This is a genomic window from Hyalangium ruber, from assembly GCF_034259325.1.
GTDB lineage: Bacteria > Myxococcota > Myxococcia > Myxococcales > Myxococcaceae > Hyalangium_A > Hyalangium_A rubrum.
In genome coordinates this window covers 369,793-394,445 of sequence record NZ_JAXIVS010000002.1, presented here as the reverse complement: position 1 = coordinate 394,445, position 24,653 = coordinate 369,793, and the positions used below count along the sequence as shown (strand labels likewise).

Genomic DNA, 24,653 nt, shown 5'->3' with positions numbered 1-24,653 from the left:
CCGAGAAGCTTGGAGTCTAGACCAACTGGCCTGGCCTGGGTCCCGCGCACCCCGGGCCGCGCGTGGGGAATAGCCTGGCAGGCGAGCCTGTCTTGCCCCGACGCTTTTGCGGAGGTGGGCCGCCTTGCTGGACACTGTGCCCTCCATGGGGACACGGAGAAGAAGGCCCGAGCGGAGCGCGCTGCTGGGGCTCTGGTGGGTGGTGCTGCTGGGGGTGGGCGCGCCCGGCCTGGCGTTGGAGCCAGCCCGGCGCATCTCTCAGTACAGCCATGACAACTGGCGCAGCGAGAACGGGCTGCCGCAGAACTCGGGGCTCGCCCTGGCGCAGACGTCCGAGGGCTACTTGTGGATCGGCACCTACGAGGGGCTGGTCCGCTTCGATGGGGCGCGCTTCACCACCTTCGACCGGAGGACCTCGCCGGAGATGGAGGTGAACACCGTCTCGGCGCTGGTGGAGGACGCGGAGGGCACGCTCTGGGTGGGCACCGCCCGAGGCCTCTTCCGCCACGAGCAGGGCCAGCTCCGGCCGCTTCCGGACGCGGGGGAGCTGGCGCACGCCGGGATTCTCCAGCTGCTGGCGGACGGCAAGCAGGTGTGGGTCGCCTCGAACCGGGGCCTGGAGCGCATCCCCGTGGCGGGCCAGGGCACCCGGCGGCGCTTCAATGCGCAGGATGGGCTGCCGGACAACCACGTGCGGGCGCTCGCCCGGAGTGGCGAGGAGGGAATCTGGGTGGGCACCGTCCAGGGGCTGGCGCGCGTGTCCGGGGACACGGTGGAGGCCCTCGTCTTGCCTCTCGGCGAGAGCCCCCTGGTGGAGAGCCTGCTGGAGACGCGGGATGGCACGCTGTGGATTGGCACGGACGTGGGGTTGGTGTCGCTGCGCGAGGGCCAGTTCACCTCCTACGGGCCCGCGCAAGGCGTGCCGCGCCAGCCGGTGACGACGCTGCTCGAGGACCGTGACGGGACCCTGTGGGTGGCCACCGAGCTCGGGCTGCTGCGGCGCACCCCGACCGGCTTCGCGCCGGTGGCCCTGGCGCACCTCGCGACGGACCGCATCCACAGCCTGTTAGAGGACCGGGAGGGGAGCCTGTGGGTCGGCACCGACCACGATGGCATCTCCCGCCTGAGCACGGGCCCCTTCTTCTCCATCGGAGAGCCCGAGGGCTCCACGCTGGGCAGCACCAGCTTCGTGCTGGAGACGCGCGACGGCACGCAGTGGGTGGGCGCCCTGAGGCGGGGGCTGGAGCGCATCCAGGGTGGCGTCGTCACCCGGATGGGGCCGGAGCACGGGCTGGACGACGAGACGATCTACTCCCTGGCCGAGGGCCCCGATGGCGCGCTCTGGGCGTCCACGGGCTCGGGTGCCTTCCGCTATGACGGCCAGCGCTTCGCCCGCCTGGGCACCTCACAGGGAATGCCTCCGGGCCTGGTGATGGGGATGGCGGCGGACGCGAGCGGCGGCATGTGGCTCTCGACCCTGTCGGGGCTGGCCTTGCTGCGCGACGGGCGGGTCACCCTGTACGGCAAGGAGCACGGCTTCGTCCCCGAGACCATCATGCCCATGCTCGTGGAGAACTCGGGGACGGTCTGGTACGGCACGCACGCGGGGGTGGTCCGCTTCGCCCAGGGCACCTTCACCCGCTTCACCACGAAGGACGGGCTGGCGGGCGACGCGGTGATGAGCCTGCACGCGGACGCGAACGGCACGCTCTGGGTGGGCACCACCGCCGGCCTCTCGCGCCTGAAGGACGGCCGCGTGGTGAGCATCACCCTCAAGCAGGGGCTGCCCGAGAACAGCATCTTCACCCTCTTGCTGGACGCGGAGGACCACTTCTGGATGAGCAGCAACAAGGGGGTGGCCCGGGTGAGCCGGCGCGAGCTGGAGGAGGTGGCGGACGGGCGGCGCGCGCGGGTGCGCGCGAGCTTCTTCGACGACCGGGACGGGATGCGGATCAGCGAGTGCAACGGCGGGCCGCAGCCAGCCGGGTGGCTCGCGCGGGACGGGAGGATGTGGTTCTCCAGCGTGCGCGGCGTGGTGGGGGTGGATCCGAAGGACGCGCGGCTGAACTCCCGTCCGCCCCAGCTCCACATCGAGGAGCTGCGGGTGCAGGGGCAGCCGGTGCCAATGACCCATGCGCTGGAGCTGGCGCCGGGCCAGGAGGACCTGGAGGTGCGCTTCACCGCCTTCGCGCCCCGGGGGGGCGAGCGGCTGTCCTTCCGCTACCGACTGGAGGGCTACGACAGCGGCTGGGTGGAGGCCGAGGGCCGGCGCGCGGCCACGTACACGCGCCTGCCGCCGGGCCACTACCACTTCGAGGTGACGACGCTCGACCGGGAGGGCCGGTGGGTGGAGCCCCCGGCGCTGGTGGAGGTGACGCTGCGGCCGTGGTTCTACCAGACGTGGTGGTTCTACGTGCTGAGCGGGCTGGCGGTGTGCGGGGTGGCGGCGAGCGGCTACGCGTGGCGCGTGGGCCGGCTCAAGCAGCGCGAGCGCTGGCTGCAGTCGCGGGTGCAGGAGCGCACCCAGGAGCTGGCGCGCGCCAACCACGAGCTGGACGCGCACCTGCGCGAGCTGCGCGCGGCCCAGGCGCAGCTCGTCCAGGCGGGGAAGATGGCGGCGGTGGGCACGCTGGCGGCGGGCGTGGGCCATGAAATCAACAACCCGCTCTCCTATATCGTCTCCAACCTGGAGCACGCCTGCGAGGAGGCGGTGGCGATGGAGCGCCTGGAGGAGGGCTCCGAGTCCTCCCGCGCGCGGCTGCGGGAGATGCAGCAGGTGCTGCGCGAGGCGCTGATGGGGGCCGACCGGGTGCGCCGCATCGTGCGCGACCTGAAGACGTTCTCGCGCCAGGACGATGACACCTCGGGGCCGGTGGACCTGCGGGTGGTGCTGGACTCGGCGGCGAAGATGGCGGCCGGAGAGCTGCGGCCGCGGGCCCAGCTGGTGCGCGACTACGCGGTGGACGTGCCGCTGGCGCAGGGCAACGAGGCGCGGCTGGCGCAGGTGTTCCTCAACCTCATCATCAACGCGGCCCAGGCGCTGCCGGAGGGCCGGCCCGAGCAGAACGAGGTGCGGCTGGTGCTCAAGCGCGGCGGCGCGGGGCAGGTGGTGGCGGAGGTGCGGGACACCGGCAGCGGCATCTCCCCCGAGGTGCTGGGGCGCATCTTCGATCCGTTCTTCACCACCAAGCCGGTGGGGGTGGGCACGGGGCTGGGGCTGGCGCTGTGCCAGGCCTTCGTCACGTCGATGAGCGGGAAGATCGAAGTGGACAGCGAGGTGGGGCGGGGCACGGTGGTTCGGGTGGTGCTGCCCGCCTCCAGCGTCTCCGTGGTGCGCAAGCCCCAGGCCGCTCCGGCCGAGGCGGGAGCGCCGGTGCGAGGCCGGCTGCTGGTGGTGGACGACGATCCGCTGGTGAGCGCGGCGGTGCGGCGGACCCTGGCGCGCGAGCACGACGTGGAGGTGGTGGTGAGCTCGCGGCGGGCGCTGGAGATGCTCACGTCCCCGGCGGGGGACTACGACGTCATCCTCTGTGACCTCATGATGCCGGAGATGACGGGCATGGAGCTGCACGCGCAGCTGGCGGCGGCGGCGCCAGCGCGGGCCCAGCGCATGGTGTTCATCACCGGCGGGGCCTACACGCCGGTGGCGCGGACCTTCCTGGAGCGGGTGCTCAATGCGCGGGTGGAGAAGCCCTTCGAGCCGGACAAGCTGCGCGAGCAGGTGCGCGGCTGGGTGACGCAGGCCCGGGAGGGAAGCTCGGGCCGCGCCGCGTGAGGGGACCGCTCAGAAGGTGAAGGGGAAGTCGATGGGCGCGCCCTGCACCTGATGGGCGGGGAAGGTCCAGGTCTGGATCTGCTCCGTCAGACAGCCCGCCAGCTGCGGCGAACACCCGGAGACGCAGGAGATCTCCGCCGTCTTCCCATCCGGCTGGATGCTCCAGCGCATCACCAGCTTGCCCTTGGCCTCGGGCTCACGGGCCTTCTGGGCGTTCACACACGAGACGATCTCCGGCTTGTGGAGCTTGACGCTGGACATGATGTCCGCGCTCGTGAGCCGCTCGGGCAGGGCCGCGGGCTTCGCGGGGGCCGGCTCCTGCGCCAACGCCGTGCCCGCCATGCCCAACAGCAACAGGCCCAGGGTACGTCCGCCCGCGTGCCAGAGCCTGAGGGAGCGTGGGAAGACACCAGGGGAGGGCTGCTTGCGTGTGAGCATGGTCGGTCCTTTCTCGAGTGAGGGGGGGACTTCCGGTGCGCCGTGTGCGGCTGGCGCAGTATCGCATTCGGCCTTCGGTCAATTGGCCTGCGGGGGGGCCGCCATTTGATGAAAATCCGGCAGAGACAGCCACGTTGCGCGTGCTCCGCTCCCACTTAACTCCGCGAATCCACAGGGGTTCTGTCGTGACTTCGCGACGCTGTCACGCCTGTGAGCGCTGAGTCGTCTCCCGCGCGAAAAAGGAGAGACACACCATGCGCGTCGTCATTCTGGGTGGAGGTTATGCAGGGCTCTCGTGTGCGCTTCGGCTGGCGCGGAGGGCGAAGGGCCGGGTCTCGGTCACGCTCGTGAGCGCGAGCCCTCGGTTCGTGGAGCGCATCCGGCTGCACGAGGAGGCGGCCGGGAAGAAACGGGTCTCGCGTGAGCTGTCGGCCATGGTGGCTGGGACCGGAGTCACGCTGAAGATCGGCTCCATCACGGACATTGATTCTCGCGGAGAGGTCCACGTCGGCGGGGAGCGGTTGCCCTATGACCGGCTGGTGGTGGCGCTGGGCTCGCGGGTGGACGTGGACGCGGTGCCGGGCATCCGGGAGCATGCCTCCACGCTGGACCCCACCTCCTCGGCCGAGCTGGCCGCGCGCCTGCCGGCCATCGCCGCGCGCGGGGGACGGCTCGTCGTCATCGGCGGTGGGCTGACGGGAATCGAGGGCGCCAGCGAGCTGGCGGAGGCGCACCCGGGGCTCCAGGTGACGCTGCTGTCCTCGGGCGAGCCGGGCGAGGGCTTCTCGGAGGCGGGGCGCGCCCACCTGCGCGCGGCCCTGGGCCGGCTTGGCGTCACCCTGGAGCAGGGCCGGGTGCGGAGCCTCCAAGCGGGCGCCGTCGAGCTCCAGGATCGCACCGTCCCGTTCGACGCCTGCCTGTGGGCGGGGGGCTTCGTCGCTCCGGAGGTGGTGCGCCGCTCCGGGCTGCCGGTGAACACGCGCGGGCAACTGCTGGTGGATCCGTTCCTGCGCTCGCTGGGCAACGTGTACATCTACGCGGTCGGCGATGTGGGCGCTCCCGTGGAGCCGCCCTCCGCCATGCTGATGGGCTGCAAGACCGCGCTGCCGATGGGCGTCCACGTCGCCGAGAGCCTCGCGCGCGCCGCGAGGGGCCAGCCCGAGGAGCCCTTCGACTACCTGGATGCGGGCTTTTGCATCAGCCTCGGGCGCCGCGACGGCCTCATCCAAGTCATGCGCCAGGACGGCGCTCCCGCGAAATGGGTGTTCACGGGCCGCTTCGCCGCGTGGCTCAAGGAGGCGGTCTGCTGGGGCACGGTCGCGGCGCTCGGAGCCGAGCGCGCGGGGTGGCCGCTGTACCGCTGGCGGAAGACGGGGCGGGCGCTCGCGGTCGGGGGTTCGCTTCAGGGAGCCCGAGCGGCATGATGACGCCCGTCATGGAAGAAGCGTTCGAGGCGCACAGGCCGACCTTGCAGGCAATCGCCTACCGCATGCTCGGCTCGGCCGCCGAGGCGGAGGACATCGTCCAGGAGGCCTGGCTGCGCTGGCAGGCTACTCCCCGAGACGAGGTGCGCTCGGAGCGGGCGTTCCTGTCCACGGTGGTGACGCGGCTGTGCCTGGACCACCTCAAGAGCGCGCGGGCCACGCGCGAGGTGTACCCCGGCCCGTGGCTGCCCGAGCCCGTACAAACGGACGCGGGGGTGGACCCGGAGACCATCTCCCTGGCGTTCCTGGTGCTGCTGGAGAGCCTGTCGCCGGTGGAGCGCGCCGTGTACCTGCTGCACGAGGTGTTCGGCTACAGCCACGCGGAGGTGGCGCGCATGGTGGGCAAGGAGGAGGCGGCCTGTCGGCAGAGCCTCCACCGGGCCCGGGAGCACATCCAGGCGCGGCGGCCCCGCTTCGCACCCTCCAAGCAGGCCCATGAGCGGCTGGTCCTGGGCTTTCTCTCGGCCTGCGTGAGCGGAGACCTGGAGAGCCTCAAGCACCTGCTCGCCGAGGACGTGACGGTCTGGTCGGATGGGGGCGGCAAGGCGAGGGGCGCGGCCACCCGGCCCGTCCGGGGTGCGGACTCCGTGGCTCGCCTCTACATCGGGGGAGCGAAGAAGGCGGCGCACGGCGTCGTGCCGGAGATCATCGAGGTCAACGGCTGGCCCGCGCTGGTGCTGCGGCTGCAGGGCGTGGTCCTCAACGTCATCACCTTCGAGACGGATGGCGAGCGCATCCACGCCATCCGCTCGGTGCTCAACCCGGACAAGCTCGTCCGGGTGTAGCCCGTCACAACCGGCGGGCCCCCACTCCTCCTCTGCAAATCGCGGGGCCGTCCTGGCTCCGCGTTACCGACAGAGACGAGGACATCAATTCAATGGATCCAGCGATCGCACCGGCCGAACCCGAGATTCAGCGGGGCATTCGGCCCAACCTTTTCGACCTCCGCAACCGGCACATCACGGTGAACTTCTCGGCGAGCAGCTTCTCGGGCAAGCCACTGCTGCAATACAAGGACCGGCAGCGCGAGGTGAGCGCCAGCGGAGATGAAATTCGCCAGGAGGAGACGGAGGTGGGCACCCTGGTGACCATCACCCTCGAGCCGGACGCGGACGCGGGCGCGCTCCTGTTCACCGTCATCATCCCCCGGGCCATCATCTTCAACCGGGCCGAAATCCCCATCAGCACCCAGGCCATCTATACGCGCAGCCGACTGCCGCCGCGCCTGCCCGTCAGCACCCAGCTGCAGACGTATGAAGTCATCCCGCTCAAGGGCACTGCCGCCGCCGTCGACTTCTGAAACGGCAAGAGGCCCCCACTGGCGCGGGAGCCTCTCGTGAATCCGGGGCGGTGGGCCTTCAACCGCCTACCGCCCCGGCGCGGACGCCGTGCCGGTCATCACCAGAACGGGTTCACGTCCACCTTCCAGCCGCCGATGTCGATCTCTCCGTTGGTGGCGTTCTTCACCGCGTTGAAGGCATCGCCCGCGAGGCGGCCCACCTCGCCGCCCAGCGCGGCCAGGCCCTCGAGCGCGCCCTTGGCGGCGTCGATGCCCATCTTGGCCAGGTCGTTCAGGTAGCCCACCGCCGTCTCCGCCAGCTTGCCGCCGGCGCTGGCCAGGTCCTTGAGCGCGTCCACTCCGGCATCGCCCAGGTCCTTGAGCGCCGAGAGGATCTCCTTGCCACCCTCGCTGAGGTTCTCCGCCCAGGCCTTGGCCACGTCCTTGAACGCCTGCACGCCGTCCTTGAGCAGGTCGGTGGCGAACTTCTTGGCCCAGTCCACGCGGCGGTCCACGAAGTCCTTGATGGCGGTGGCGGCCTGCTTGGCGGCCTCGCCACCCTTGCGGACCATGTCCGAGAGCGTCTGGCCCACCCAGTCGCGCACCTGCGCGGCCGCCTGGCCCGGGTTCTCGGCGATGTACTTGAGCGTGTCCACCGCCTTGCCGCCCAGGTCCTTGAGGCCCTTGATGGTGGCCTCGGCCAGCTCCAGGCCCTTGGTGCCCAGGTTCTGGATGCCCTGCCACGTCTTCTGCGCCAGCTCGCCGCCCGCGGCCATGATGTCCGTGAGCGCCTTCTTGGCCATGTCGGCCACCTCGCCCGGGTTCTGCGCCGCCCACATGAGCGTCTGCAGGCCCTTCTCGCCCAGCTCCTTGGCCTTGTTGATGGCCGAGCCGATGGCGTTCTTGGCGCCGTCGATGAGCTCCTTGGCCTTCTCCTTGGCGGCGCCGGTGAGGCTCTCCCAGCCCTTCTTCAGGGTGTCGAGCGTCTCCACGGCCTTCTTGAGCACCGCCTCGCCGCCGGCCTTCAGCAGCTCGGCGCCGTTCTCGACCATGCTCTTGATGCCGTCAACGGCCAGCTTGGCGGCCTCGCCCGGGTTCTGGGCGATGAACTTGAGCGTCTCCAGGCCCTTCTCGCCCAGCTTCTTGGCCTCGTCGATGACGCCGGTGAGGACCTTCTTGGCCTCCTCGGCGATGGCCCCGCCCGTCTCCAGCGCGGTGTTGAACGCATCGCGCGCCGCGTTCACGGCGGCCTCGCCGTACTTGGAGGGGTTGCGCACCACGTCGGCCATCTGGCGGATGAACGCTGCGGTCGTCTTGAGCTGGTCCCCCGTGGCGTCCGCGGCGGAGATGCCGATGTTCTTGGCCAGGTCCACCGCGCCCTTGGCGCCCTTCTCGATGCCCCACTGGGCCAGCTCGGCGGCGCCCTCGGGGCCGTAGTAGCCGGCCAGCTGCACCGCGCCCGACGGACCCATGAGGGCCGCGCCCGCGAGGTTCACGGCCTTCATCCAGTCGGGGGCCTGGTAGTTCTGCGGATCCTTCTCGAACTTCTCCTTCTCCGCGTCGAAGGCCAGGTCCAGCGCCAGCTCGGCCACGCCGAACAGCGCGCCCACGCCCAGGTCCACGGCCGCGCCCACGCCCGTGGCGCTCAGCACGGTGCCCACCACCGCGTCGGCGCCGTTCAGGTTGGCGCCCAGCAGCGCGAAGAAGCCCAGGTCCTTGTTCTTGTCGCGGAGCTCGGCGGCCTCCTTGCCGTACTTGGCCGCGTCGATGAGGCCCGGCACCGCGCCGGCGAACGGGATGATCTTCGCCAGGTTCTTGAAGACCTTCTCGGCGACCTCCTTGCCGGCCTTGATGCCCATCTTGCCGAGGACGTCGTCCAACACCTTGAGCGTCTGGCCCACCAGCTTGCCGCCGCCCTCGGTGAGCGCGGGGCCAATGCCCTTGATGCCCGTCTTGAGCAGGTCGGCGTCCACCCCGTCGGTGAACTTCAGGAAGGTGCGGAGCATGTCCGCATCCATGTCCTTGGCCAGCTTGGCGACGTGGCCCATGGCCTCGTCATCCAGCTTGGTGGCCAGCGTGCTCAGCTGCTCGACCGTCTTCGGGTCGGTGAGCGTCTTGGCCAGCGCGCCGTGCTCCATGTCGCCCAGCGCCGACAGCAGGCGCTTGCCGGAGGCCGCGTCCAGCTTGGTCAGCTGGCCGGTGAGGGCCTCGAGCGCCTTGGGGTCCTTGATGCCGCCCAGCACCTTCTCCAGCTCGTCGGGGCCGACCTTGGTGGCCAGCTCCTCCAGGCCCTTGAGCTGCTCGGGGGTGAGCTTGCTGGCCAGCTCCGGGGCGAGCCCCTTCACCGCCGTCTCGACGCCGGCCTGGGTGGCGATCTCCTCGGCGTTCTTCACGCCGCGCTTCTTGAGCGCCTCGGTGAAGGCCGCGAGGTCCTTCTTGATGTCCGGCGCCTCGGCGACGAGCTGCGCCAGGGCCACGGCCTTGTCCTTCACCGAGGCGTCCGGGTTGAGCAGGGTGATGGCGGCGCTGGCGGCCCGGAAGGTGCCATCCAGCTTGCGCAAGTCGTTGGCCAGCTCGGGGAACTGCTTGCCGGCGAAGTCCTTGAGGGACTCGGCCAGGGCCAGCGTGGCCTCTGCCTTCTCGGCGCCGGACTTCTCGGGGTCGGTGAAGGCGCTGATGGCCTCGGCCAGCTTGGCGCCGGCGGGCAGGCCGTTGAGCACGGTGTTGAGGACGCCCTTGAGCTCCTCGGGCTTGAAGATTTCCCCGGCGGCGCTGGCCAGCTCCATCGCGGCCTTGGCCTTGTCGACGGTGGAGGACTCGCTGCTGGTCAGCTCGCCCAGCGCCTTGAGCGCCTCGGAGTTGGTGGCCAGCTGCGCCAGCTTGTTGTCCTTCACGCCCAGCTTGTCGAGCACGTTCTTGGTGGTGTCCGGGAACTGCTCGGACAGCTCGCCCAGGGCGGCGGCCTTCTCGGAGAAGCTGCCTTCGACCAGCTTCTTCATCGAGTCGTACGTCTTCTTCAGGTCCTCCTTGGACTTGTCCTTCAGCTCGGGGAAGAGCTTGGGCAGCTCGTCCGGGTTCTGCGGGAGCTGGCCGGCCTGGGGCGTGGTCTCCGTGTTGGCCGGGGTGCCCTCGAGGTTCACCTGGTTGGGGCGGGTGGTGTTGGTGGTGGAGGCGGTGAACTCGTCCCGCGCGGCGACCGGCTTCTCGGGCTTGGTCGACTTGGTGCCGGCCTTGTTCTTCGCGGCCTCCTGGCGCGCGGCCTCGGCGGCGGCGCGGCGGGCTTCGGCCTCGGCGGCGCGGCGCGCGGCCTCGGCGGCGGCGCGAGCGGCGGCTTCAGCGGCGGCGCGGGCGGCGGCGGCATCGCCAGAATCAACGGGGCGGGACATGGGACATCTCCGGTCGAATGGAAAAGGGGCTCCTGGAGATTGTCCGCGCCCCCCACGGATCAGTTGCGCGAGAGCTTACGCCCTCAGCGCCTTTTTTTCCCGGGAGAGCGGGAATTGATGTGGGTGGGCAGGAACTGCTGTCGTTCAGTGTAGCCGCTGGGCGGCCTCGCCGAGCTGTTTCTTGAGCTCGGGGTGCTGCTCGCGGCCGGCCATCTCGGAGACCAGGGCCTTGAGGTTGCGGCGCAGGGCGAGGTTGGCGACGGTTTGACGCACGCTGTCATCGGCGTGGCTGGCGTACTCGCGCAGGTCCTTCTCGGTGGTGGCGGCGTCGGGGGCCAGGCAGTCCAGCACGAGCAGCCCGAAGTTGATGCTGGCGGGGGGCGGCGGCTTCTGGAGCCCGGCGCGGATCAGCTCAGGAGAGTCGAACGGCAGGCCCAGCAGGGCGCCGGCCAGGTCCACTGGGAGGTCCTCGGGGTACTTCGTGCCGAGCTTCTCGTTGAGGTCGCGGATCAGCGCGGCCTGCCTGGCGGGGCGGTAGCGCACCTGGCCGACGAAGACGTTCACGCCGTCGGCGACGCCGGCGTGGGCCTCGGCGCGGAGGATGGACTTGGAGAACAGGGAGCGGAAGGTGAAGGTGGCGAGCCCTTCGGGGGCCTGCTCGCGGAAGCGGCGGGCCATGTCCTGGCCCTCGTGTCCCTTGGGCATCAGCTCCAGGGTGAACGGGTCGCGCTTGTGCGCGCTGCCCCACGCCAGCGCGTCCAGGAAGGGGCTGGCCTCGTAGCGGTCGTGGAGCTGGATGAGGTCGATCTTGTTCACGCTTCCGGTGCCGAGGAAGCCGCGCACGGTGCGCTCCAGCTTGTCCTCGGACGGCACGTGCGTGAGGAAGTAGGAGGCGAAGACCTCCTTGAGGGAGGCGACGGTCTGCCCGCCGCCGATCCAGAAGAAGGGCGGGTGCGAGGGCGCCAGGGCCACCTTCAGCTCATCGGCGGAGGGCGCCTGCTTGTCGAGCAGCAGCCAGCCGCGGTGCTTGTGCCCGGAGCGGTCCGAGGTGGCGGGGCCCTCGGCGACGGGGAGGAAGCGCGCCACCTGGGTCTTGGCGGTGGTGAAGGCCGCCTCGGGGAGGTGGAGGCGGGTGCGCGCGTCACCGGCCTCGTAGCCGCGCAGCAGCTCGGCGCGCTTCGCCTCGGACTCCTCGGGGGTGAACCAGCGGATCCCCGCCTCGGTGGCCTTGGGATCCTTCTTCAGCGCCTCGAACCATTTGGGGAGTGGTGGCACGCCTCCGGTTCTAGCACGGAGGCCTGCGTCCGCTCACGCCGCGTCCCACTCCACCCACAGCTGGCGGGGCCCTCGGTGGATCAGCGCGGGCAGATAGGGCACGGGCTTCTCCGGCACGAGCCGCGGATTCGGCAGGCGCTCGAGCAGCATCTCCAGGGCGATGCGCATCTCCAGCTTCGCCAGCTGCGCGCCGACGCAGTAGTGGGCACCATGCCCGAAGCCGATGTGGCGGTTGGCGTTGGCGCGGTGGATGTCGAGGCGCTCCGCCCCCTCGGGGAAGATGGCCTCGTCCCGGTTGGCCGAGGCGAACAGGAGCAGCAACCGCGCGCCCGCGGGGACCTGGGTGCTGGACAGCTCCACGTCCTCCGTGGCGGTGCGCATCATCCCCACCACGGGCGTGTCGAAGCGCAGCACCTCGTCGATGGCGTTGGGGAGGGCAGCGGGGTTGGCGCGCAGCTCCTGCCAGGCGGTGGGGTGGCGGAGCAGGTAGAGCAGCGCGCTGCTCATCAGGTTGGTGGTCGTCTCGTGGCCGGCGAAGACGATGACGCTGGAGAGGTTGATGAGCTCCACGAGGTTCAGGGGGCGCTCGCCCTCGAGCCGCGCCTGGATGAGGCTGGTGAGGAAGTCGTCCGGGCGCGGGTTCTTCTGGCGCTCCTCGACCATGGCGCGCAGGTAGTGGCGGAAGGCGGCCACGCCCCGCGCGCTGTGCATGCGCGCCTCGGGAGGCAGGTGGGGGACGAAGAAGAGGTTCTCGTCCGCGCACCACCCCTTGAGCTTCTCCCCGTCGGAAGCCGGGATGCCGAGCAGCGTGGTGATGATGTGCATGGGCAGCGGGAAGCTCAGCCCCGCGACGACGTCCGCGCGGGGGCCCGCGCGCAGCAGCGCATCGACATAGGAGCGGGCGATCTCCCGGATGCGCGTCTCCATGGCGGCGACGCTCGCCACGGAGAAGGCCTTGCCGACGAGGCCACGGATGCGCGTGTGGGAGGGCGGATCATCTCCCAGCAGCGGATACTCGGGCGAGTAGCCCGCCTCCTTCAGGTACTCGAGCATCTCCGGAGGCAGGTCCACCGGAGGGCGGAGGATGTCGCGCGAGCTGAAGCGCTTGGGGTCCCGCAGCGCGGCCTGCACGTCCGCGTACCGGCTGACGAGCCAGAGCTGGAAGGCTGGCGCGAAGGTGACGGGCGCCTCGTGGCGCAGCCGGGCGTAGAACGGGAACGGATCGTTCAGCTGGGGCGCTTCGAGCGGCTTGTACTCCAGTCCGAGCTGAGCGGCTGCGGGGGTGGTCATGGCGCGCGCTCAGCCCAGGGAGACGGGCATGGACTTGAAGCCGCGGAAGGCCACGTTCTCCAGCCGCTCGGGCTCCTGCAGGAGCTTCATGTTGGGGAAGCGGCGCAGCACGGTGCGCAGGGCGATCTGTCCCTCCAGGCGGGCCAGGGCGGCGCCCAGGCAGTAGTGGATGCTGAAGCCGAAGGCGATGTGGCGGTTGTCCTGGCGCTGGAGATCCAGCTGCTCCGCCTTGGGGAACTGGAGCGGATCGCGGTTGGCGGCGCCAATCATCACGAACGCCTTCTGGCCCTTCTTGAGCGTCTGCCCGTGCAGCTCGAAGTCCTCGGTGATGACGCGGCTCAGGCGCTGGATGGGGCTCTCGTAGCGGAGGATCTCCTCCACGGCGGTGGTGAGCTGCTCGTCGGTGCCCTCCATGAGGCCGCGCTGCTCGGGGTGCTTGAGCAGCAGGTACAGGCCGTTGGTGAGCAGGTGCGTCGTCGTCTCGTGGCCGGCGAAGAGCACCAGGGAGCAGGTGGCCAGCGCCTCCTGCTCGGAGAGGATGTTGCCCTGGTCCTCCGCGGCCATCATGGTGCTCAGCAGGTCATTGCCCACGGTGGCGCTCTTGCGGCGCTGGGCGATGACGCCGCGGAAGTAGTCCTCCATCTCGACGATGCCGGTGCGCATCTGGTCCAGCACCTCGGGGGTGTACTTGGCGGTGCCGAAGAAGGTGGCGAACGCGTTGGACCAGACGGTGAGCTTCACGCTGTCCTCGCGCGGAATGCCCAGCATCTCGCCAATCACGGACACGGGCAGGATGTTGGCCAGGTCCTGCACCACGTCCAGGCGGCCGGAGGCCTCGGCCTTGTCGAGCATCCCATCCACCAGCTCCTGGATGCGGGGGCGCAGGTACTCCACCAGGCGCGGGGTGAAGGCTTTGTTGACCAGGGAGCGGATGCGCGTGTGGTCGGGCGGGTCGATGAGCAGCGCCCAGGAGCTGAGGCTGCGGACCACGGGGGCCAGGCGCTCCTTGAGAGCGGCGGGGAGCAGGGCGCCGAAGGCACCGGCGCGGTTGGAGGACATGCGGCGCGTGTCCTTGAAGCCCGCCTGCACGTCCTGGTAGCGCGTGAGGATCCATCCGCCCCAGCCCTCGCTGAAATAGGCGGGGGCTTCGTCGCGCAGCCGCGCGTAGGTGGGGTAGGGATCCACCTGGAACTGGCGCGTCATCAGGCCATAGGGGTCAGCCACTTCCGTCGTCGACATGCGGGCTCCTGTAGCTCTTTCCGAAGCTTGGGAGCCTACGTCCGTTCTTCGCCAGAACCCAATGCCTTACCGTTCGCGCCGCCCGGCGGCTCAGCCGGTGGACTCCGCGGACACACCCGCCGGCACCGGGGGCTCCAGGGACGAGAGGACGACGGTGAAGGTGGCGCCCTGCCCCAGAGTGCTCTCGACGTGGACGGTGCCTCCGTGCATCTCGACGAGCTCGCGCACGATGAACAGGCCGAGCCCGAGCCCGCTCACCTCGCTGCCGTTCACGGCCCGTTCGAACTTCTGGAAGATGCGCTCCTGGTCGGCTGGGGCGATGCCTCGGCCCCGGTCTCTCACCCGCAGCTCGACCTGGTGCCCGCGCCGGCGCACGCTGACCTCGACGGGAGCGCCCGCGCCATAGCGGGCCGCGTTCGTGAGCAGGTTGGTGAGGACCTGCTCGAGCCGGTGGCGGTCCCAGCTGCCGATGACAGGCTCCGGGGCCTGCACCGACACCTCGCACCGCGCCTCGGCCAGCTGAGGACTCAGCTTCGCGACGACCTCGCTCGCGAGCATCGCGAGATCGAACGTCTCTGTCTCGAGGTCGAGCTTTCCGGCGGTGATGCGCGAGATGTCGAGCATGTCGTTGACCAGTCGAGCCAGGCGCTGGGCCTGCCGGGAGGTCTGGTCCAGCAGCTTGCCCATGGTCTCGGGTGGCAGGGACTGGTCCCGCTGGAGCCTGCGCTGGAGCAGCTGCGCCTGGAGCATCAGCGAGGTGAGCGGCGTCTTCAGCTCGTGCGAGGCGAGCGAGAGGAACTCATCCCGCGCCTGCACGGCCTGCTCCAGCTCCTGGCGGGCGCGTTGCTCCACCTGCGCGTGCTGGCGCAGGCGCTCGGCCGAGACGCCGAGCGAGTGGCCCAGGCGCTCCACCTCCGCGATGGGAGAGGGTTCGATCCGGGGCTGGCCGCCGGTGGCCAGGGCCTCGGCGGCGGCGGCGGCGGAGTGGATGCCCCGAGCGAAGCGCCGGGAGAAGGCGATCGCGCCCACCACGCTCAGCAGCAGGGCCAGCACGCCCAGGACCGCGACGGCCAGGAGCGAGCGCCGGAAGGAACCGTTGACGACCTCGACGGGGACCACCACCGCGGACGTCCAGCCCGAGAAGGAGGAGCGGCTGAAGGCCACGTACGAGGGCGAGCCCTCCAGGGTGACGCTGCGGAACACGCCCTCGGTCGACGCTCGGGTGCTCTTGAGGAAGTTGGGCGTGGCGGGGGTGCCGATGAATCGCTCGGGGTTCTTGGTGCGGAAGACGATGAGGCCCTGACGGTCGACGATGGTGCGGGTGAACTCGTCGTCCTCCACGGGCCGCTGGTGCGTCACGGCGCCCGCCAGGGCCTGGGGGGTGATGACGGCCGTGAGCACGTAGCGCGGCTGGTCGTCCCGGATGACGGGGACGCGGAGCGGGAAGGCCCACTGGCCCGTGGATTGGCCGGGTGCGAGGTCTCCGATCGTGGGCTGGCGCGTCTCGAGGGTGCGGCGGAGGCTGGCGGGCTCGGTCACCCGGACGGTGGGCGCGCCCTTGGGGCGCCTCAGGTTGACGAGCTGCTCTCCCTCCGGCGTCAGAAGAACCACCGTCAGCCAGGAAGGCTGCGTCTGCGCCACGCGGAGGGCCTCGGCGCGAAAGCCCTCGATGTCACCGTGGTCGAGCGTCGCGGACTGGGCCAGGGCCTGGAGCGTGCGGATGCTGGCGGAGGCCTCTCGCTCGAAGGAGAAGGTGATCATATGGGCCGAGCGCTGCAGGCGGCGCTCGACCACCTCTTGCATCTGATGGGCGCGCTGCAGCACGACGAGGCCGGAGAACGCGACGACCGGGAGCACGGCGCCCGCGATGAGCAAGGCGAGGTGCCAGCGCAGCGGTCGGGGGCGGCGAAGGCCAGGACGCGAGAGCCACATGATCTGGTGGGGTGGGTGGACTGAGAGGAAGGGAACCGGAGGCGGCTCACCTGACGCTCTCCCGGAGCGTTCCTAACACCGACAGCGCGCGAAAGCTCGCTCATGTGGGGTAGGCAGGCAGGCTCGGAGTGCAAGGCTTTCCGCACACGGTGAAGGCCCACCGCCGTCTTCGAGGCGCTCTGTACTTTCTTCAGCCTCCGAAGAAGCGCTGGCGGAGCTCCCCCGAGCCTGAGTTCGAAGCACTCCCGCGAAGGGGGCAGCAGTCCTTCTATCGACCGGAGCTTCGATGTGCGGGCAAGAGTTGCGGCAGGACGTCGGGGCGGGTGCTGGCGGCAAGGGTGAAGCGGGAGCGCCAGCCGTTCTCTCGGAGCTGGTCGAGCCACCGCAGCGCCTCGTGGGCGGACAGGCCTCTCCGCATCAGGGCGAAGTAGAGGTGGGCATACTCGTCCGCCAGCGAGGTGGCGAAGGTTACCGGGTCATCCGAGTTGATTGAGACGAGCAGCGGAGGAGGGGCCTCGGGAGGGCGAGCGGCTGGGGCTGCTTCATGTGCCACGGGCAGGTGTGGCCCCAGCGCCATCGCGGGGTGGTGCTCCAGCCCGAGCATGTTCAGGACGAGCAGGTTGCTGGAGGGGTTCGACTCGACAGTGATCTCCCGCTCACGCAGCAGGGACCGCAGCCAGGCCTGCGCCTCCGCCGCCATGGCGGTCTCGGCGGGGTGGTTATGCACCTCGACGAGGCGCTGCCCCCGGCGGAACACGCCCGCATCCGTCAGGTGCTGCCAGACGAGGCGCAGGACGCGATCCATCCGGGCCCTGGGCTCGGGCTCGTCGGGGAAACGCAGGTACTCCAGCACCTGAGGATCGTGGCGATAGCGTCGGGCGAGGAGGAGGAGGTCGAGTTCCACGCGCGAGAGGCCCAGCAGCTCGCGCGCGAGGGCGGTGGCCTCGCTGCGCACGCGCTCGACTCGCGCGGGCTGGGTGGGCAACTGGCCCTGGCCGTAGCGATCCAGCTCCCAGAGCAGATCGTCCAGGCGCTCTTCTGCGGGCTGGACAGCGACGGGGTGCAGCTCGGCCAGCTGTGGAGCGTCTGGGCCGAGTGCGAGCCCATGGCCGATGCGGTCCCCGGTCTGGAGGATTCCGGACTCGAGCAGCTCGTGGATCCGACGCAGGCCCTCCACGAGCCGGCGGAACTCCTCTCCCGCGTGGTAGGTGATGTGGAGTTCCGTGGTCTCCCATCGGGGAGCGAGCCGGCGCAGACGCGAGGCCGTCGTCCGGGACTGGCGCCGGACCTGTTGCAGGAGCGGCACGGTGACCCAGGTGGGCGTGGCGAGCTCGGCGCTGGCGACATCCAACCCTCGGATGACGAGCAACAGCTCGGGGTGATGGCTGAGCGCGGTGCGGATGGCCAGCGCCTGCCTGCGCCGGCTCAGGAACCAATCACCGAAGCGGAAGCCGGAGCTGTTACCGGAAGGATCCGCGTGGAGGCGTGCATGCCCGCCACGGCCTCGGGACAGCTCCCGTTCCTTGATGAAGTGGAAGAGCAGGGCGCTCTCCGGGCGCTCCGGAGTCGCCAGGTGGGCCTGGGCGAGCTTGCGCGCCTGGTCGCGGATGGAGACCCAGTCCGGCTCGGGCGTCGCGCGCATTTCGAGGGAGCCGAGGTGCAGCCCTCTGCGCGTGTGCCGCAAGGCACTCTCGGCGAGGTGCTCTTCCAGGGGACCCCTCAGGGCGGCGAGCCGATTGAAGTGGACCTGGAACCAGTCGAGCCCCGCCGTCCCCGGCTCTTCGATGAGAAAGGCATGGGCCTGACAGCGGACGCGCTGATACTGCCAGAAGAGGAGTGCGAAGCCGGAGTCTCCTTGGCCCTCTCGCAGCAGATAGCGAAGCGCGCGGGTGGTGAAGCGCGTCTCGGTGAAGGGACGCCCCTCGATGGAGGGCAGCCATGCATGGAGCGGATCCCGCTCGAAGAGGGCCGACAGCGAGGGTTCGCGGGCCTCACTGCGCGAGCCAGTGGGAGGCACGCCCGTCAGCGCTCGATAGACCCGCTGGAGGACGCCGGGCGACGGCGAAGGATCCTGCCTGCGGCCGGAGGGGCGCTGGAGGTAATCGAGGGCGTGCGAGTACTCACGCTGGAGCGCGGTGGCGCCAGAGGGCCAGGAAGCGAGGCGGGCAATCCGGGGCCCTGTGCTCGCGAGGAAGGCGCGCAGGTCTCCGCGCTCTCCGTGGAGCTCCCGTGCGCGCAGGAAGGCCGCGAGGAAGAGTCGGGCGATGGCCGCCGAGAGGAGCTTGGAGGCAAAGCCCATCGCGTCGCCAAAGGGATACGTGTCCTTGGGCCGCAGCTTCTCGGGCCAGGCGTCGCGGAACCACCCCATCCAGACGCTCCAGAGGGTGGGAAAGGAGTAGGCGGCACCTCCATGGAGGTGGGTCTCGGAGACAGGCCGGCCGAGCACATCGCGCAGGTGGGAGGTGGGCAGATGCACCTCGTCACCAGAGGGCTCGTCCTCGCTCGGCGCGTGGAGGCCGGCGATGAGCAGATCCGCAGGGATGCGGAGTGAGAGCCACCGCCAGTGGGCGGCGCGTTCGGCCCGTGTGATGCCGTCACCAGCGGGATCGAGCCTCAACTGAGGATGATGACCGTCGCTCGCCAGATACCGCTCCGCGAGGCGGCGAAGGTACTCGGCGAGGGAGAGCCCCGATGCAATTGGAGGGCTCCCGGGCTCCACCGCGAACCAGGAGTGCTCGCGCAGGGCCCGGAGCGCCTCCAAGGAGAGCCCCTCCGAGCGAGTGCGCAGGTGTACCTCCAGGTCCGAGGCCAGCTTCTGGGTTGGTCCATCGAGGACTCCCGCGGCGGCGTGTCCCAGTTGGAGCGTTCGGTGGGCATGGGCGGACAGCGAGGCGAGAGGCCAGGCCTCGGCCTCCGCCACGAGCCGTTGGTAGCGCCCGTCCCGACCCATGTCACTTCTCCGAGTTGAATGGGCCCACGCGTTCGAGCCAGGGGTGCCGAGGCTCCCTGAACGCCGCATCAATCTCGTCGAGCATCTGTCGCGCGTGCTCTAGGGAGTGTCCGGATTCCGTCAGTCGAGCGAGCCGGTGCGCCTGAAGCGCCTGCTTGTCGGTGCCAAAGGTCTGATCCCATCGTGCGAGGAAGAGGTCGGCAAGCTCGCCGGGCAAGCCAGACTCGGGCGCGGCGAGCAGGGGGAGTCGCGCGGCCCAGTCCTGGAGTTCCTTCGTCCGGGGCTTTTGGGGCGGAAGGTTCTTGATGAGCTTGTGGAGCGTCTCTACCTGATGCACCCAGCGGTCTTGTGAGAAGGGTTCGCTGATGTCGGGAGGATACCCATGGCGGCGGTAGCACCAGAGGGAGTCTTCGATCAGCCACAGGGCGCGTGGCGCGACCTGCTCCGTGACAGGGGCTTCCCGGTTCATGTTCGGCTGCGCAAGTCGTGCCAGCCAGCTCTCTTCGAGCATCTCCCACTCCCACAGTGTCCGCCATGCGATGGCGGGGAAGACCCAGAACTCACTCTTCTTCCAGGAGCCCTTGAGCAGGTGCCACCAGCGGGGAGCTGGAGAGGGAGCCGAAGTGGCGTCGGGTTGCTCCATGGCGAGGTCATGGGCCACACGCAACAGGGGCTCGGCGTCACTGGGGACGCCAGCAACCAGGCCCGCTCCTGTTTGACGCGCCAGGGTGAAGAAAAGGTGGAAATTCTCGGTGATGGCTGAGTCGCGCCATCGCGCTTTCGTGAAGGACTCGTCCACACGCTCACGGAAGCGCTCCATGAACGGGGTCTCTTGCAGGACCACCCGGCCCTCTCGGAGCTGGAGCTTGGGCTCGATGTCCTCCCGACTCCTCTCGTAAGTCCAGGTCTTCCACAGCTGGGCCAGAACCTGCGCTGCCTCCGCGGGCTTGCGTGTGTTCCGGGCCTGCTCAAGCAGAGTCTCCAATAGCCAGAGCGGATTGAGAGCGAGCAGGCCCTGTCGGAGACTCGTGAAGTAGGTCGCAAGGGATGCGAAAGGGGTCCGAACGGAGCGGAGCTCCTGGAGCAGGTTGTGGACGTTGTCTGCCCGCTGGCTGCTCGAAAATGGGAGTTCTCTCTGGATGCGCTGGGTGAAGGGGTGTGTCTCGAAGGTGTCGTCGATCTTGCGGAGGAGGTTCTCCAGCTCGCCAGGACCGGTGGTGGCGGAGGTGTACGAATAGGTCTGGGACAAGGCCTCCTGCAGGCGCCTGCGTCGCTCCCAGCGCAAGCCATCCGAGACGTCGCTCCAGCTCGGGCTGAAGATCCCTTCCAGGGAGTTGATCAGTCCATCGCTGAAGAGGAGCGAGAGGCCACTTTCCGGGGCAGCGAGCAGTCCGAGGTGCTGCACCCACGTGGAGATGGCGTTGGCGCGAGCAGAGCCCGTCATCTCCTGGAGCGCGCCCAGCTCCTTCGCGAGCCAGCCCCAGTTCGGCTTCTTGCCCAGCTGAATGCCCTCGATGGGTTGACGACGCGAAACTTGGATCACAAGCCGCAAGAACAGCCACGCCAGGTCATCCGGGGAGGGGGTGGACGCGGAGGGCCACGAGACAGGCGTGGGCGCGTCCTCCAATTCCTGGCGCCAGGCCTGGATGAACTGGGTCAGGTCCTGGTGCGTCCCCCAGTCGGGCAGGGGCCAGTGCATCGTGAAGGACGAGGCCAGCTCGTTGATGCGTGTCTCCTCTTTCGAGGGCGGCGCGATGCTGGAGATGGTCGAGGAAAAGGAGGGCAAAGCAGAGAGAAATTCCTCGTGCGGTTGCGGCTCGCTGGAGAAGACGCGCTTCCACCGGATGCGGGTGAGAGCCCGCTCCACGTCTCTGTTGCTGATGGTGGGCCCGGTGGAGTGCCCATAGGGCTCGGCGGTACGGGCGAAGTCATTCGCGAGCCCATAGGCCACCAGGAGTCCCTCGGGCAGCCGCGCCATCTCCATATCGACGGCACGTGACTCCGGGTTGATCCCGGGCATGTACAGCGAGAGCTGTGTCGGGTAGCCCAGGGAGATCAAGAATTCCTCACCAATGGACCAGGGCAGGGTCTGGACCACCAGATCGCTGCTGAACTTTTGGGCTTCGACGTGGAGGGAGTCTTCCCCAGTCTCGGTCTCCTCCAACCAGATGAGGTTCCGCAGGATTGCCCTGTCGGAGCCGCTTCGATCCGAAGCCTCGACGGCCAGCTCCCAGAGCTTCATTAGGGCGCGAGCGGTACGCGGAAGATCGGCGGTGCCGTCGGTGAGGAGTTCATTCAGCGTGGCCCTCAACGACACCAGGTCCCGAAGCCTGTCGGGGAGGACCTGCGCGAGGCCGTGCGGCCCTGCCAGGAGCAGCTTGTAGTCGAGGAGGCTTGTGCTGCTGGGCATCTGGAACTGCTTCAGCTGCTCCTGGATGGGCTCGTTGCGAGGGAAGGAGAGCCGCCGACGCACCGAGATGGGTGGTAGCTCACAGCGCTGCGGCGGAGGGATGACCTTGTCGTAGATGGCTCTGGGAAGATTCCTGAGGGGCTGGGGCAGTGAATGCTCGGGGAGGTTCTCTCTGCGCGTGAGGTCGAGCAGGAGCGAGTCCTCGAAGAGCGCGCTGTCGCCAGTCATCAAGAAGCCCAGCCGTGGGTGATGGAGCTTGCGTACCAGCGACAGCAGCTCCGGCGTCCTTCGCGGGTTCATATCCGCGTCATCAATGGCGAGCAGGAAGAGGGGGTAGTGGCCCTTGTCCCAGCGGCGCCAGCGCCGGTAGTCATCCGCGAGCGCGTCGAGGAAGTCCCGGAAGGCTCCGGCCATCCGCATCCGATGCCGCTCCCCATGCTCGGCCTCCAGCGCATAGGCCTCGGGGTCGAGCCGAGTCTTTCGGATGTCCGGTCCATCCCAGCCCAGGGTCGTGACGCGGACGAACTCCCGCCACTTCTTGCGCGAGGGCTTCTCCTGAGCCTCTTCCCCTTGCCATGGTGCCGACGAGGAGGGGAGCGCCGCGTCCTCCCCACCCTCCAGCGCGGCGACCACCCGCTCCAGGTGCCCGACGAGGTGGAGGAGCAGGTTGGTGGTCTCGGGCAGGGGCTCGAGGTCGACCAGGCCCACCGGCACGATGGGGTAGCCCGGCTCGATGTCCCAGGACTCGGGCCGGAAGTCGCGCAGGGTCTTCACCTTGTTCGTCGCGGCCTTGTTGTAAAGGTTCAACAAGGTGACGAGTAGGGCGGACTTCCCCGAGCCCCTGCGCCCATCGATGAGCACCGTGGGGTTGAGGCGCTTCTTCTCGATGAGAGGCAGATACCCGTGGGCCTTGCTGCCCTTGGCGGGGGTGAAGGGCGCCTCGGCCAACTCGCGGAGGAATCCGGTGGCACGCGTCCCCGCCTTGAGCTGATCCTCGGTGAGCTCCTTGGGCAGCAGGATGCGTGCTTCGGTGCGTGGCTGGAAGGGAGACTTGGGGTTCGTGTTGGACATGGCCCGGGTCGGTCAGACAGCACGGGCACGGCCTGAAGCCGTGCTCGTGGCCCGGATTCTGGACGCAGGCGAGCAGGGGCGGAAGTTCCTGGTGGGCGCGGAGGGTGGCACCGGACCTCAGTAGCCGGGCGGCACCTCGTTCCCGTTAAGCCCCCTGCTCTCGAAGGTGACGGCTCCTCCGAACACCGCGAAGCGCAGCATCGAGTCCAGGTCGGGCAGGAAGTAACAGACGGTCCATCTTTCATGGAGCGCCAGCCACCGGCCTTCCGCGGACACGAAGTGCAGCATGCCCTCGCCGCTCGCGACCGGGCAGGCGGAAGGGGAGAATAGCTTCTGGATGTAGGGCCAGTCCTCCTCGGCAATCCACCGGCAGGCCTCCACGGCATCCACCTGGAGGCGTCGCGCGCCCCGTTCAGGCCCGCTGCGAAGTGACAGTCCGCCGAGGGACTGGAGCACCTGCTCGGCCACGGGATGGAGGACCACGCCCTCTTGAAGGAGTGCCTGGCGCGCGGGCTCGACGGGCGCGGAGCGCTCAGGAGCCCACCCCGCGGACCGCAGGCTGGCGAGGACCTCTGGGCTCAGTGGCTCGTCGAGGCGCTTCATCCGGCTTCGGGAGGCAGCTCGATGGCCTCGATGCGCGAGAAGGCATCGAGGATGGCGCGGGTGATGACGCGTCGGCCGGTGACGAGGCCGCTCACGTGGCCACCGGACACATAGCGCAGCTCGGCGCCGCGCCAGTGCTGCAGCACGCGCAGGGTGGAGGCGGAAGGCACGAAGCCATCCTTGCGCGCGGCCACGATGATGGCGCGGCGCGGGTTGGGCAGAGGTGGGAGCTGAGTAATGGAGAGGGGCTCGAGGAACTCGGCCAGCCGCTTGCGTGCCGCCTCCGGGCCTCCGAAGTCGCGCCCCAACGCTTCCCAGTCTGGCACGGCGGACAGGACACCCTGTGTGAAGACGGGGGCCGCTGAGTGCGCCACGGCCAGGGGGATGACGGCCAGCGGGAGCGGGAAGAGGCTGGCGGCGTAGGCGGCCATGCTGCCACCCATGCTGTAGCCGGAGATGCCCACCTTGGGGTGTCCGCGCGCCAGCAGCCAGCCCAGGAGCGCGACGGCCTCGACGGCGGTGGCTCGGAACATGAGCAGCAGGTCGACCACGGTGCGCAGCGCCTCGTCTTGCTGACCGGGGGGGCGACGCGAGCCGTAGTAAGGGTTCTCCAGCAGGACCGCGCCCACGCCCTGGGCGAGGAGCGGCTTGGTCAGGAAGCGGCGCATGCCGAAGCCATGGTCCCCGGACGAGGCCAGGAAGAGGCAGACGGGGGGACGCGGACCGGCGTCAGCGGGCAGCAGGAGCTGGAAGCGAGCCTCGGCGCAGGAGGCGGGCAGGGGCCCGACGGCGGCGGGGCTGGGGAAGCGCCCCTCCTGGACGAGGATGCGTCCCTCTCGTCGAGGAGCGCTCAGGATGACCTCTTGAAGCTCCGGGAGCGCGAAGCCCTGCGGACTCCGGGTGAGCCGCTCGAGGAGCGATTGGGCACCCCACCCATCCTCGAAGAAGCGGGGCCGACGCGCCATGAGGCGCGCGGCCAGTGCATCCATCCAGTGCATTCCCAATGCCCTCGGGCGCTCGAGTCGTACAACCCGACATCACAATCCCTTGTGATAGCTCCCGTCGGGGAACGCCTGCTTGGCGACTTGGTGTAGCACGGAGAAGTCGTCCAGGAAGCCCGGCTTGATGATTTCGCCCTTGGGACCGCGGAAGGCGATCTGCTCGCAGCTGAAGCACACCACCGCGTCCACCCACGTCTTGCCGCGCCAGAAGCGCAGGGCGATGTCCGGGTTGAACATGCACTTTCTCGGCGGCCTGGGCGTGTGGTCCTTCGCGGGCACCCAGATCTTCGACAAGGCCTCGCGATCCTCCTTCTTCAGCTCAGGGCCCTCGCGGGTAAGGAGGAACACGCCGCTACGGGGGCGGGTGTCGTTCTCGCGCGGCGTGAGCATCTCCTGGTCCAGCTCCGCGAGGAAGATCTGCACCCGCTCTGGTTCGCGGAAGAACTCATCCACGGAGGGCGCGGTGGCGAGAGACAGGGCAAGGAGGGCGGTGAGCATGGGGGGCCAGCTTACGCTCCCT

At 69.5% G+C, this 24,653-nt stretch carries 15 protein-coding genes; 4 read left to right on the top strand and 11 right to left on the bottom strand.

What is annotated here, in order from left to right:
- Positions 1-124 precede the first annotated feature (124 nt).
- On the top strand, positions 125-3,775 hold the full coding sequence (locus tag SYV04_RS06635; protein ID WP_321544772.1) for a two-component regulator propeller domain-containing protein: 3,651 nt from the start codon (positions 125-127) through the stop codon (positions 3,773-3,775).
- Positions 3,776-3,784: 9 nt separating this feature from the next.
- Here the strand turns inward: SYV04_RS06635 and SYV04_RS06630 are convergent, their stop codons facing one another.
- Entirely contained in the window at positions 3,785-4,213 is a 429-nt protein-coding gene (locus SYV04_RS06630; protein ID WP_321544771.1) for an AgmX/PglI C-terminal domain-containing protein, read from the bottom strand.
- 254 nt (positions 4,214-4,467) lie between these two features.
- On the opposite strand from SYV04_RS06630, the gene SYV04_RS06625 reads away from it, so the two are divergent.
- From SYV04_RS06625 to SYV04_RS06615, 3 genes are all read left to right on the top strand, one after another.
- A complete protein-coding gene (locus tag SYV04_RS06625) occupies positions 4,468-5,637 on the top strand; it encodes an NAD(P)/FAD-dependent oxidoreductase (protein WP_321544770.1) in 1,170 nt (389 codons plus the stop codon).
- Entirely contained in the window at positions 5,634-6,482 is an 849-nt protein-coding gene (locus SYV04_RS06620) for an RNA polymerase sigma-70 factor (protein WP_321544769.1), read from the top strand. The genes SYV04_RS06625 and SYV04_RS06620 overlap by 4 nt, the downstream gene beginning before the upstream one ends.
- A 92-nt stretch (positions 6,483-6,574) precedes the next feature.
- Positions 6,575-6,997 carry a hypothetical protein gene (locus tag SYV04_RS06615; RefSeq protein WP_321544768.1) on the top strand — a complete coding sequence of 141 codons (423 nt, stop codon included), beginning with the start codon at positions 6,575-6,577 and terminating at the stop codon, positions 6,995-6,997.
- Positions 6,998-7,095: 98 nt separating this feature from the next.
- On the opposite strand, the gene SYV04_RS06610 is transcribed toward SYV04_RS06615, so the two are convergent.
- The 10 genes from SYV04_RS06610 to SYV04_RS06565 form a co-directional block, all read right to left on the bottom strand.
- Positions 7,096-10,362 carry a Dauer Up-regulated gene (locus SYV04_RS06610; RefSeq protein ID WP_321544767.1) on the bottom strand — a complete coding sequence of 1,089 codons (3,267 nt, stop codon included), beginning with the start codon at positions 10,360-10,362 and terminating at the stop codon, positions 7,096-7,098.
- Positions 10,363-10,506: 144 nt separating this feature from the next.
- A complete protein-coding gene (locus tag SYV04_RS06605) occupies positions 10,507-11,637 on the bottom strand; it encodes a hypothetical protein (RefSeq protein ID WP_321544766.1) in 1,131 nt (376 codons plus the stop codon).
- Positions 11,638-11,670: 33 nt separating this feature from the next.
- The gene (locus tag SYV04_RS06600; protein WP_321544765.1) at positions 11,671-12,927 is read right to left on the bottom strand and encodes a cytochrome P450; all 1,257 of its coding nucleotides are present in this window, start codon (positions 12,925-12,927) and stop codon (positions 11,671-11,673) included.
- A gap of 9 nt (positions 12,928-12,936) precedes the next feature.
- Positions 12,937-14,166 carry a cytochrome P450 gene (locus SYV04_RS06595; RefSeq protein WP_321544764.1) on the bottom strand — a complete coding sequence of 410 codons (1,230 nt, stop codon included), beginning with the start codon at positions 14,164-14,166 and terminating at the stop codon, positions 12,937-12,939.
- Between the two features lie 90 nt (positions 14,167-14,256).
- The gene (locus tag SYV04_RS06590) at positions 14,257-16,098 is read right to left on the bottom strand and encodes a sensor histidine kinase (protein WP_321544763.1); all 1,842 of its coding nucleotides are present in this window, start codon (positions 16,096-16,098) and stop codon (positions 14,257-14,259) included.
- 268 nt (positions 16,099-16,366) lie between these two features.
- A complete protein-coding gene (locus SYV04_RS06585) occupies positions 16,367-19,048 on the bottom strand; it encodes a hypothetical protein (protein ID WP_321544762.1) in 2,682 nt (893 codons plus the stop codon).
- 1 nt (position 19,049) lies between these two features.
- Entirely contained in the window at positions 19,050-22,529 is a 3,480-nt protein-coding gene (locus SYV04_RS06580) for a hypothetical protein (protein WP_321544761.1), read from the bottom strand.
- A gap of 117 nt (positions 22,530-22,646) precedes the next feature.
- On the bottom strand, positions 22,647-23,132 hold the full coding sequence (locus tag SYV04_RS06575) for an SUKH-3 domain-containing protein (RefSeq protein ID WP_321544760.1): 486 nt from the start codon (positions 23,130-23,132) through the stop codon (positions 22,647-22,649).
- Complete coding sequence (locus SYV04_RS06570) at positions 23,129-24,121, bottom strand: alpha/beta hydrolase family protein (protein ID WP_321544759.1); 993 nt, start codon at positions 24,119-24,121, stop codon at positions 23,129-23,131. Before SYV04_RS06570 ends, SYV04_RS06575 begins: the two co-directional genes overlap by 4 nt.
- A 48-nt stretch (positions 24,122-24,169) precedes the next feature.
- Complete coding sequence (locus tag SYV04_RS06565) at positions 24,170-24,631, bottom strand: hypothetical protein (RefSeq protein ID WP_321544758.1); 462 nt, start codon at positions 24,629-24,631, stop codon at positions 24,170-24,172.
- Positions 24,632-24,653 lie beyond the last annotated feature (22 nt).

Coding starts and splice junctions, on each gene's coding strand:
- SYV04_RS06630 (WP_321544771.1), bottom strand. CDS start 4,213: ATGCTCACACGCAAGCAGCCCTCCCCTGGTGTCTTCCCACGCTCCCTC.
- SYV04_RS06625 (WP_321544770.1), top strand. CDS start 4,468: ATGCGCGTCGTCATTCTGGGTGGAGGTTATGCAGGGCTCTCGTGTGCG.
- SYV04_RS06620 (WP_321544769.1), top strand. CDS start 5,634: ATGATGACGCCCGTCATGGAAGAAGCGTTCGAGGCGCACAGGCCGACC.
- SYV04_RS06615 (WP_321544768.1), top strand. CDS start 6,575: ATGGATCCAGCGATCGCACCGGCCGAACCCGAGATTCAGCGGGGCATT.
- SYV04_RS06610 (WP_321544767.1), bottom strand. CDS start 10,362: ATGTCCCGCCCCGTTGATTCTGGCGATGCCGCCGCCGCCCGCGCCGCC.
- SYV04_RS06600 (WP_321544765.1), bottom strand. CDS start 12,927: ATGACCACCCCCGCAGCCGCTCAGCTCGGACTGGAGTACAAGCCGCTC.
- SYV04_RS06595 (WP_321544764.1), bottom strand. CDS start 14,166: ATGTCGACGACGGAAGTGGCTGACCCCTATGGCCTGATGACGCGCCAG.
- SYV04_RS06590 (WP_321544763.1), bottom strand. CDS start 16,098: ATGTGGCTCTCGCGTCCTGGCCTTCGCCGCCCCCGACCGCTGCGCTGG.
- SYV04_RS06585 (WP_321544762.1), bottom strand. CDS start 19,048: ATGGGTCGGGACGGGCGCTACCAACGGCTCGTGGCGGAGGCCGAGGCC.
- SYV04_RS06580 (WP_321544761.1), bottom strand. CDS start 22,529: ATGTCCAACACGAACCCCAAGTCTCCCTTCCAGCCACGCACCGAAGCA.
- SYV04_RS06575 (WP_321544760.1), bottom strand. CDS start 23,132: ATGAAGCGCCTCGACGAGCCACTGAGCCCAGAGGTCCTCGCCAGCCTG.
- SYV04_RS06570 (WP_321544759.1), bottom strand. CDS start 24,121: ATGGATGCACTGGCCGCGCGCCTCATGGCGCGTCGGCCCCGCTTCTTC.
- SYV04_RS06565 (WP_321544758.1), bottom strand. CDS start 24,631: ATGCTCACCGCCCTCCTTGCCCTGTCTCTCGCCACCGCGCCCTCCGTG.